This is a genomic window from uncultured Ruminococcus sp., from assembly GCF_946415235.1.
GTDB lineage: Bacteria > Bacillota > Clostridia > Oscillospirales > Ruminococcaceae > Ruminococcus.
Map to the genome: position 1 here is coordinate 1 of NZ_CAMKRR010000104.1, position 10,497 is coordinate 10,497.

The following is a 10,497-nucleotide window of genomic DNA, read 5'->3' on the forward strand; positions in this document are numbered from 1 at the left end:
GCCCTGTATGTATGCTGATGATACTCATAACCCCCTTTGTCACGGACATTTGATTATAAGCTCCCTGTTTTTCGGGAGCTTTTTTACATGGGGCAGCCGTTTTTTATTATATTCAAATAGCAGGTCACAGTGTAAGCAGATCGCAAACGGCAGAAATGTTATTACATGGTCTGTTATGCACGAACTTGCACATTCATACTGCTGTGGTTATGCAATAAACGGCAGACCTCTTGTTTTCGACAGCGATTACAAGTTCAATGACGAATACTTTACCAACGCAAGAGGTCTGACAGCTATCTATAACTGCGATAATCTCCGCGACACCGATATTCATTTCCATTACGAGAATAAGGATGAGGGAATATGCGTTGATCTGTACAATAAATACGACAATATCGCTCAGGATGTCTGCACATATTATACGAATGACTATTATTTCTTCAAGTTCGCATTCGGTCTGACAAAGATCGGCTGGGATAACCTTGAGACCTTTTTCGCTGCAAATACAGATAATGTATCTGATCTGAGCGAGTGCAAGGACGTTGCAAGAGTTCTCAACGATTATATCGGTATGGATGTACCTGTAACAAACAATGATTATCTCAAAATGGCAAATTCCTTCAGAAAACTCATGATCCTCGAGAAGGGCAGCTACGATAAGGATAAGTTCTCAAGTTTTATGCGTAACAAATTTTCAAAGGATATGATAAGATTTATCGTTGAATTCCTTGGATACAACAAATGACAGCTAAACTATAGTATGATAAAAAGGTATGCTCCTGCATGAGCATACCTTTTTTCACTTTTTTAATATATATCGCAGAGCTGATGACAGGCTTTTCTGCCAGAACCGAGGAATTTGACACAGCAGCCGCAGTCTGCACAAAGAGGTGTATCAATATAAAGCTGATAAGCCCTAAGATCATATGCCTTATAAGCACGAACCAATCTGCTTTGAACCATTGATAGTGACAATATCCTTATTCATATGATAATTGTCACTCAAAAAGTGACAAACGACACCTTATAAAGTTCACGGGAACATGATAGAATATGATCATACCAAACAAATACAGTTTAAATCGTTCAGGCGCCGAGCGATTTAAGATGTATTCAAATGCATTTTAAAACTGCAGGTTTGCACAAAGCATCACCAACTAAATTTTATTTCTATTAAGAATGGAGGATCATTATGTCAAACAATGAAAGAAATTATATCATAGGTTGCCCCGATCCATACAGCGTTGCGGAAGCAGTTGCGGGCAAAAGCATCAACTGGACAGCTCAGGAGGACGTTTTTGATAAAATGGCTGAATGCTACGGAATCACAAAAGAAGGCTATTTGAGCGAAGAATCACCGATTCAGGCACCGTACTGCAGCGTGGACAAAAACGGCAATGCACGTCTGCTTTCAAGTGCCGAAGCTGAAAAGCGTCTGAATGCATTCCTTGAAAAGTACGCAAGACCTGAAAAGAGAAGAAGAGCAACAAGAACCGCATCAACAAAAGCATCACTGACAACCGCCAAGACAGCAAGTACGAAAAAGCTTGTCTCAGAACTGACACAGGCTGAAAAGCGCAAACGCGCAGTCAGCGTACTGCTGATGAAGGACAAGCTCTCAGCATCCAAGACAATTCTGCAAAAAAGCGCTGACACTAATGCTAAGAACAATGATGGTCCTCATACTCCTGACGGTATGGAGTGGCGTGACAAAGGCTATTTCTTCAATGAGATTGCTATGTGGAAAGATGTTTGCCAGAACGGTATCGGCGACTGCTATTTCCTTGCGGCACTGTGCTCTGTAGCATATGTCAATCCTTTCTATATCCAGAACAAGACCGCCATGCGCTTTTTAAGCACAGGCAAAAACACAGGCTCGGAGCAGCCCGAAACACCGTGGCATTCCATAGACTTCTACGTTCCCGGTTCGGGGGCTGAATCTACAGCTGCATGGAAAGATAAGAAGAACACTATCCAGCATATCGTCGTTTCGGAAGAAGTACTCGTCTATTCTTCATCAGGCATGAATTACGGCGCCTGCGGAGCTAAGGAAAAAAGTCTCAGGACAAACGGCGGACGTATAACAGGAACAAAGGAAAGCTGGGATCCCTGCTGGGCAGCAGTATACGAAAAGGCATATGCCAAGTTCCTTGAAAGGACCTCGTCTGATCGTCCGAATATGTTCTCAGGCAACGCCACTGACGACCAAAACGGCATTGTTTCAGGTCTTATCAGAGGCGGCCGTGCCGAAAATGCACTCAGGGAGATCCTGCATACAGAATCTGTCGAAAGAAAAGTACTTTCAAATCTCTCTGTAAACGAAATATGGAACATCGGTCTTAAGGCAAGTAGGCATCCTACCTGCTGTACCATCTTTGCACATAAAGAAATAGACAAAACCGGCAAAGAGATAACTATGGCCAAAGCAGGAACAAAAGAATATTACAGGGATACACTTGGATTGTCTGTCAGTCATGTATATTCGATCCTCGGCGTTATTGATTACGACAACAAAAGATATCTCGTTATCCGCAACCCCCATGGCAGAAATCTGACAACACTGAAAAACAATCCTAATGTATACCATAAAAAATGGGGCTACAGCTTTGTAAATCACGAGGACAATGAGTTCCATAACGACTGGTTCTCGGTTCACAGATCTGTCGGCGGAACCGATGATCCCCTTTCATCAGGCGGACTCTTCCTGCTGGAGGTCAATGAATTCAAGCGCGTTTTCGACAGCATTGAATATTACACAGGCTCAGCCTTTGAAAACTATCTATAATACATATCAATAGCCGGGCATTGCCCTAATGTCATTAAGCTAACTGAAAACGATAAAGAAGCAGGAGTATGTTTGTATGTAAGCGAACGAACTCCTGCTATTACTTACACCAAAATGGCATGACGAAAATCGAATTAATAAATTATACACCAAATTCCACTCAAAGTCAATGCGAATATTGCGCTATAATGTACAAATAAAATATTTTTCACAGAATCATCACAAATTGATGATATTATAAAACAAAAAAGGAGAAATAGTTATGTATCATTCATTAAAAAAGCACGCAATAACAGCTTTTTCACTTTTATTTTGCTTGATATCAGCAGCAAGCTGCGGTGAAAAGGAAGCTGTCATTAAACCTGAAAAAGAAAAACTGAAACCGAGACCTAAACTTGCGGAATATGCTCCTACAGATGAGATAAAAAATGCTTCACTGTCATCGGGACTTATCCAGATCGGCAATGACGTTTTCAGAAATGGCGGATACTATACAGTTGGACAGCTTATGAAAGAGCTTGAAGGAAAGTACGAGCTTCAAGGCGGAATAGACATTGATGGAGTGCTTGTGGGCGATGAGGAAAAAGTCGGAATATACCTGCCTGTAGATGTTCAGATATCGGATGAAGGTATTCCTGCATATGATATAGCTCTATATTACAGCAATATGAAAGCTGAGGATGGAGAAAAAACACCTGTTAAGGATGCTATTGTATATAAAATAAGTTATGATGTGTTTGACTATGATGTTTTTGATGAAATATGGCATCCGGGAGCTATCAAAGCATTTCCTGCTGAAATTGAGTTCTCTGAAATAGCAGATGTATATGAGAAGAACGGCTTGAAAAAGGTCGATTCGGAGAGCCTTTTCATTGACTGCAGCGAAAGTCATGAATATAATGTTTATACAGAGAATAATAATTATGCGGGGAAGAACAAATCAGCAGCAAGTGCTATGATTTGCGGTTCAGAAAAGAATTTGTACGGGGTATATCCGATATTCTATTATGAATTTGCTTATGAAGAGGATTCTAAGAAAGTATTGAGTTTTCAATGGGATGATGTTTTTTCTACGTTTTATGACTATGATGAAAAAGTAGGAACTGCTTTTTAGCGTGATACTCTTTTTTGTAATAATAAATCTGATTTGCGAATATTATTCAGTAAATGCAGGACATGGCGAGTCAACTAAAACTTAGTTCACTTATAATTCTTGAAACGACGTAATATAGACGCTTAATGCAAAATGACTGGATTAAACGATTTACTTTACGTAAAAATAGTTTCATACAATCGCTAAATTATTAATATATAACAGGCGCGTTTCTTAACTATATACCAGTATTTGTCCTTGTTTCACATATTTAAAACGATACAGCTCCCTAAGGGAGCTGTTGTATGTTATATCGTTAACTCAGCTGAAGTAGCAGCTGTAGAATCACTTAGTTTTCAGTGCTGAGAAGGTATTTCTGTAAATATACAAGGTCGGCAACATTGACTATGCCATCACCGTTTGCATCAGAATTCACAGGAGCCTCAATATGATTTACGACCAGTTCAATGATTGCTCTTCTGAGTGATGCGAGATCAAATACATCTATAACGCCGTCACGGTTTACATCTCCATTCTGAGGGTAAGCATTTCCCGGCATAACTCTTACAAACGGTTCGACCTTCTCTAATGCTTCATAAGCAGCGTCAACGTAGAAATCGCCTGTATAACCCGGAGTTTCGATGAAAAATGAAAAACTTGCCGCACTCTCGGGAATAGTAAAAGAGGTGTTGAAAAGTTCAGTCCATTTCCCTGTGGGAGCATTGGCTTCTGCAAGTATTTCGCGTTGGCAGTTGCCATCTGCATCAGTATATTCCATAACAAGTGCAAAGTCGGCAGACGGTGCTTCGTTCTGCATGACAATAGCACCTAAGCTGTAGGCATCTCCGACAAAAAAGAACTCTTTATCAACAGGGAAGCAAGGCCCCTGTGATGGTGAATTACGGTCGCGGACACGAATAGCCCCACTTCCTTCAAAGCTTACGGAACTATATCTTAAATTTGCATTTTCACGGGAGGACCATCCATAACGGTTATATTTATTATCATAATTATTCAGATCATATTTGTAATAGTAACCGTCATCGTCAATTATACTCTTTAAAGTATTATAGTACTTATTCGGTTGAATGTTGAGCGGCGAATTATCCTTACCGTTTCCCAACTGTAAATCTTTCAGATTTGCAGTTCCGCTTGAACGGTAGCCATCGACAAAAAACATTGATTCATATAAAGTTCCTGATGTATCGAATCCAAAAGCTTCCCAAGCAGCAAAATGCTTAGAAATATCTATGGAGCCTTCTATGTGGCCATCAGCATTATTCTGTGCAGCGTTTTCCTTACGAACGCTCCAATACTGAGGTATTGATGGCATAGCATCAATACCGGGCTGATAAATGCGATACGTCTGGAAAACATCATATTCGTTACCGTTGATAACAACTGTACCTGCTAAAAGATTCTTTGAAATAGAAGGTGGTTCCCATTCGTTCCAGCCTTCAACTATATAGAATTCCATGTCGGGATTCTGAGTCCCGCCATATGCACCGAAGTAAGCATTGCCACAAGGAGATAAGTCGAGGTCATAGCTGAAAGAGACATTTCCAATATCCTTGTAGTTCTTTTGTAGGGAATCATATTTTTTCCCCATTAAAGCCATGCAGCTTTCTATGTCTTCCCATGAACATGAGAAAGCTCCAGCTTTTGGCTCCATTGTAAATTCTCCTGAGCTGTTCATATTAAAGTATTCATAATCGTATTCGTCTATATTGCCTGTTTCTAATAGGCTTTCAGCTGCTGAAGCTGAGAATGAAAAAGACGAAACTATTACTGATATCAGAACAGTAATTCCAAATACTTTTTTGAAATAAGCAGATCTCATAAAATCACTTCCCTCTTTAATTTATAGAAGATATTTGTTCCTGTTCAGGAATCGAGGATCATATCATGCTTATATTATAAATGTATTTTAGTGAAAAAACAAGCCATTTTTTGTTAAGAAAAAGATATAAAAGTCGAATGGGAGCTGTTTTATATTATATCGTTATTTTCATAAACTCGTTCAAGTATACCACGTTCCCAATAAGATATAAAGCTCCCGACGGTAAGAGCTATGCCCATGAGATGACATACAAGTATGGTATTACCTTTGAACAACTCATGGATAACAGATCATAATATAATTCGCAAATAGTAAACCAAATCAACGTAATATAAAGCAATAATTGCCTTGACATCATATATGATATATGTTAAAATTTAAGCGTTCGTAAAATATGATGGTATTATACGATACGCAATTATTATAAGGAGATGTAATAATGAAAAACAGGATTATTAAAAAGCTAACGGCAGCAGTAATGGCTTTTACACTTACAGGCGTAGCAGTTAGCGTACCAGTTGACAGTAATAACATATTCAACAGCATTTTGACGGCAAATGCAAAATCAATGTATGATGATATGTTCGATGAAGATACAGGAGTACTGACACTCAGTGGATATATTGACAAAGATGAAATTCGTAATTTCCGCAAAAAAGCTCAGGTTACATCAGTGGTTGTTGATGGAGAACATGAAACTGTACTACCTAAAAATTGTTGGGGATTGTTCATGGGATATTCCAACGTCGTATCAATTGATTTAAGCGGAGCCAAGTCACATTTAGTTGAAGATATCAATTATATGTTCAATTGCTGCAGGAATTTATCTTCAGTAAATCTTTCAGGTTTTAATACGTCCAAAGTAACAACAATGTATCGTGTTTTTGGAGACTGCGATAACTTGGAATCTATTGATGTATCAAGTTTTGATACATCGGAAGTTACACATTTTTATGCAACATTTCAAGGCTGTGATAAACTGAAATCAATTAATCTGAGCTCTTTTGATACGAGCAATGCAGTAGATATGACAAGTTTATTCAGCGATTGTTCAAGTCTTGAATCACTGGATATCAGTAATTTTACAACTTCAAAAGTAGCAATTATGAATCAAATGTTTTGCGGTTGCTCCAGTCTTACAGATTTGGACCTCGGGAACTTTGATACGAGCAGTGCAGTTGATATGGATGGAATGTTTTGGCACTGCTCATCTCTTAAAGAAATCGATTTGAGTAATTTTGATACAAGCAGGGTTACTGATATGTGCGGTATGTTCTCTGGTTGCAATAATCTCAGCAAAATATATGTAGGCTCCGGTTGGTCAACTGAATCAGCTGAAAGGTACGAAATGTTCGATGGCTGTAAAAAACTTGTCGGCGGCGCAGGAACAAAATATGACGCTAATCATGTTGGTATAGAATATGCTCATGTTGACGGCGGTAAGGATGATCCCGGATATCTCACTTTTAAAGGAAATGACTTCTTCAAGACACAGAATCTGATCCTCAGCGGTCAGATAGGAGTAAGCTTCAACCTTGACCTTTCATCACTTACAGAGCAGGAAAGAAATGCAAGCTACATGGAGTTCAAAGTTAATGGCAGAACTTCAAAAGTTCCTTTTGACAAGAATTCCAAAAATGCAAGCGGCAAGTATTACAGCTTTACCTGCTATGTGACATCTGTTGAAATGGCTGATACCATTACTGCCACATTCCATTACGGAAACGGAAAAACAGTATCTAAAAAGTATTCAGTACTTGATTATATCAACGCTATCGAAAAAAATGCATCAAGTTTTGATAATAAAACACTTTATCTTATCCGTTCAATAGCTGACTACGGTCACTATTCTCAGCCATTCCTTGCTGCCAGCAATAACTGGACTATCGGTAAGGAGCATAAGGAAATGAGCAAGCATTATACCGGCTCATATTCTTATGACGATATTAAGAAGGCAGCAGGCAAATATCAGCGTGTACTTGATCTCGGCAAGTCGGATATCGAAAAGATAACATATTCGCTCTCTTTGAATTCCGGAACCTCACTTAATGTATTTATCAAGGCAAAAGATAATTATAAGGGCAGTGTAAAGGTCACAACAAAGAAGGGCAATACCGTAATGTCATATACTGCTGTTAAGCAGGCAGACGGACGTTATAAGGTTACTATACCGGACATCTCGGCACATCAGCTCGGAGATATATATACTATAACAGCTGAAACAACCAACGGAACTGCGACTTGCAGTTTATCTGCACTTTCCTATGTTTACGCAATTCTTGACGGAAGCAGCAATAATACTGCTAAAAACGCAGTTTCTTCGCTTTACATCTACTATGATGCAACTTTGAATTATCGTTCAAAAGCTTAAAAGTGTACAGATGTGTACTGCAATCATTTAATAACAACGCCGAGGCTTTAAGCCTCGGCGTTGTTTGTCATATAAAGCAGGAACTGTTAATACTAATCAGTGACTTAATCGCTGCAATAGGTGATAGCTAATCAGAAATGCATATTTACTGCATCAGGATACTTGTTTTGCAGGATATTGCATTCTCCGGTTGCGAAGTCCACATCTGCCGCGATAAGATTATGTCGCTGCTCGTCACCCCGGTCGAGAATATCAACTCTCAGCCGTAACTTGCGTCCCTGTCCAAAATGAGGATAAATATCCGTGATTGTTCCTGATGTGGAAGAATACTCTTCGCCGGCTACCCCTCCTGTATTTTCTATGTCCGGATCAAATAGATCTATATTATCAGTGACAGTTTCAGGAATCAACCTATCATATACGACACAGAGCTCTCTTTCGCCTATTGAAGGCAGTTCTCCGTATTCAATAAGTTTATCGATATTAATATCGGTATATAATGAAGGAGGATCGTCGATCATATAACCGTTATGCTCTGCATAGAACGTAAACTCGGGTTGCGACCAGTTATATGCATTGTATGTTGAAGTGATATTGTCGTATTCGTCCTTAGTTATCTTTTCGTCATTTCTCCAGTATCCTATGTCATCGCTCTCGTAATCCCACCAGCTAAACAGCTTGTCAAGCAGCTCTACAGTATTGTCACTGTTGACCCTCAGGAATAAAGTTGGGCAGTTTTTTCCCGAAGTGCATATAAGACCATTTTCAGTTGAAATTTTTATGACGTAGAAGTTAATAAGGACCGACTCAGTACTTGTTTTAGGAGTTACATAATTATATTGATGTCCGTCATATGTGCAAATAAATAAATTGCTGCAAACCATATTTTCGCAGCTTATCAAAAGTTCGGGAACATTATCCTTATTAAGATCAACCAGAGAATATTCAATGTTCATACAAAGAATATCATACCTTGCTGTGAAATTGGCCATATAAGTAAGAGCGGCATTATTTACAAAATCTTTTTCATATACTGCCGGTGTGGTGTACTCCTTAGATGTAGTCTGAATATCAGTCGATGATGTAGTCGTTGTAACCGAAGTAACATTTGCTTCATTTCCTGACGAGGATACTATAGTGGTCTTTGATGTGTTGTCATTGTTTTCACCGGTAGTAGTACCAATATGATCGATAACGTTTGTATCTCCTATTATCTCCTTATGCTTGTTAAGCAGGAACACAGTTCCGGCGATACCGCCAATTAATAATATACATGAAGCTGCTGAAAGAACTCTTCTGAATATGATCGATCTTCTGTAGTTCTCAACGCCCTGTACACTTTCTCCTGAGGTGTATTCTGTTTTTTCGGAAGCAGTGAGGTTACTCTTTTCTTCTAATTTTTTCTTACTCATTTCAAACATTTTCTTACTCTCCTTTTCGTTGAGCACAGGTCTTTGAGCAAGATCTTTAACGAGTTCATCATTTCCGTTGAACAGTACATCAAGTTCGTTTTTCTTTTTCATGATTTTACCTCCTTACAGCGTTATCCCAGCTTTGGTAAGCATTTCTTTCAATTTGTTCATTGATCTTTTGCAGCGCATACGCACTGCCGGAGCATTCATATTGAGCAGCTTTGCTATATCTCCTGATTTTTTATCGTAGTAGTATTTTTGTATTACGATAGTAGAGTCAGGCTCTCCAAGCTGATTTATCATATCCATGATTATTTTCTGTAATTCAGATCTGTCCGAATCTTTTTCGACATCGGTGTCCGAACTGATTTTTCCCAAGGTTTCTTCGTCATGCTCGGTATAATGCGAGATCCTTGCATAGATCCTGTGATAAGAATTTATTGCTTTTCTGCTGGCAACTGTATTAACATACCCCTGCATATCTCCTTCATATCCGCTTCCGGTGTCATAGCTGAAATATATATCGGAAAAAATGTCGCTGACACACTCCTCAATATCTTCGTGAGAAGCTATACGGCCAATTTTATTGTATACGATCGCATACACATAATTGCAGTAGGTATCGAACAGTTTTTGATAGGCTTTTTCCGGTGATCTGACATACAGTGCACTGTATTCGGTACCAGTCATTTTTGTTCCTCCGTTCCTTTGAAAGTTTACCATGGTACGGCTTTCATATATATCATTCACATCATGCAGGCAAAGTGTAACATGTTATTTAAAAAATTTTCCAGCAGAAATTTCTGCTGGATATGAATTACTACATAATGCACCTGCTGTGACTCTCATAAGTGCAGCAGATATTTTGAAATAAACCATTATTATTATATAATAAATCCGGATTTTTTTCAATGCTTTTCATACGGCTGCGCTGTGTTCACTTCTGAATTCTCTTCGCGTAGTTTTGCTATTTCTGTTTGCATATCCAAGGCCTGT

Annotated in this window: 8 protein-coding genes; 5 read left to right on the plus strand and 3 right to left on the minus strand. The window is 38.9% G+C overall.

Annotated features, from left to right (window positions below):
- From Q0R37_RS13350 to Q0R37_RS13360, 3 genes are all read left to right on the plus strand, one after another.
- Positions 1–745 (plus strand): hypothetical protein (locus tag Q0R37_RS13350; RefSeq protein ID WP_294755038.1); only part of this gene is annotated, 745 nt, incomplete at its 5' end.
- 447 nt (positions 746–1,192) lie between these two features.
- A complete protein-coding gene (locus Q0R37_RS13355) occupies positions 1,193–2,785 on the plus strand; it encodes a hypothetical protein (protein WP_294755039.1) in 1,593 nt (530 codons plus the stop codon).
- A 262-nt stretch (positions 2,786–3,047) separates the two neighbouring features.
- The gene (locus tag Q0R37_RS13360) at positions 3,048–3,899 is read left to right on the plus strand and encodes a hypothetical protein (RefSeq protein WP_294755040.1); all 852 of its coding nucleotides are present in this window, start codon (positions 3,048–3,050) and stop codon (positions 3,897–3,899) included.
- 328 nt (positions 3,900–4,227) lie between these two features.
- Here Q0R37_RS13360 and Q0R37_RS13365 read toward each other — a convergent pair whose 3' ends face one another.
- On the minus strand, positions 4,228–5,718 hold the full coding sequence (locus Q0R37_RS13365) for a glycoside hydrolase family 11 protein (protein ID WP_294755041.1): 1,491 nt from the start codon (positions 5,716–5,718) through the stop codon (positions 4,228–4,230).
- 137 nt (positions 5,719–5,855) lie between these two features.
- Between Q0R37_RS13365 and Q0R37_RS13370 the strand changes: the two genes are divergently transcribed.
- The gene (locus Q0R37_RS13370) at positions 5,856–6,014 is read left to right on the plus strand and encodes a hypothetical protein (RefSeq protein ID WP_294755043.1); all 159 of its coding nucleotides are present in this window, start codon (positions 5,856–5,858) and stop codon (positions 6,012–6,014) included.
- Positions 6,015–6,157: 143 nt separating this feature from the next.
- Positions 6,158–8,089 carry a BspA family leucine-rich repeat surface protein gene (locus tag Q0R37_RS13375; RefSeq protein ID WP_294755045.1) on the plus strand — a complete coding sequence of 644 codons (1,932 nt, stop codon included), beginning with the start codon at positions 6,158–6,160 and terminating at the stop codon, positions 8,087–8,089.
- A gap of 131 nt (positions 8,090–8,220) precedes the next feature.
- Here the strand turns inward: Q0R37_RS13375 and Q0R37_RS13380 are convergent, their stop codons facing one another.
- Together Q0R37_RS13380 and Q0R37_RS13385 are read right to left on the minus strand one after the other, a co-directional pair.
- Positions 8,221–9,612, minus strand: coding sequence for a hypothetical protein (locus Q0R37_RS13380; protein WP_294755046.1), 1,392 nt, complete (start codon positions 9,610–9,612; stop codon positions 8,221–8,223).
- 12 nt (positions 9,613–9,624) lie between these two features.
- Positions 9,625–10,191, minus strand: coding sequence for a sigma-70 family RNA polymerase sigma factor (locus tag Q0R37_RS13385; protein ID WP_294755047.1), 567 nt, complete (start codon positions 10,189–10,191; stop codon positions 9,625–9,627).
- Positions 10,192–10,497 lie beyond the last annotated feature (306 nt).

Coding starts and splice junctions, on each gene's coding strand:
- Q0R37_RS13355 (WP_294755039.1), top strand. CDS start 1,193: ATGTCAAACAATGAAAGAAATTATATCATAGGTTGCCCCGATCCATAC.
- Q0R37_RS13360 (WP_294755040.1), top strand. CDS start 3,048: ATGTATCATTCATTAAAAAAGCACGCAATAACAGCTTTTTCACTTTTA.
- Q0R37_RS13365 (WP_294755041.1), bottom strand. CDS start 5,718: ATGAGATCTGCTTATTTCAAAAAAGTATTTGGAATTACTGTTCTGATA.
- Q0R37_RS13370 (WP_294755043.1), top strand. CDS start 5,856: ATGGGAGCTGTTTTATATTATATCGTTATTTTCATAAACTCGTTCAAG.
- Q0R37_RS13375 (WP_294755045.1), top strand. CDS start 6,158: ATGAAAAACAGGATTATTAAAAAGCTAACGGCAGCAGTAATGGCTTTT.
- Q0R37_RS13380 (WP_294755046.1), bottom strand. CDS start 9,612: ATGAAAAAGAAAAACGAACTTGATGTACTGTTCAACGGAAATGATGAA.
- Q0R37_RS13385 (WP_294755047.1), bottom strand. CDS start 10,191: ATGACTGGTACCGAATACAGTGCACTGTATGTCAGATCACCGGAAAAA.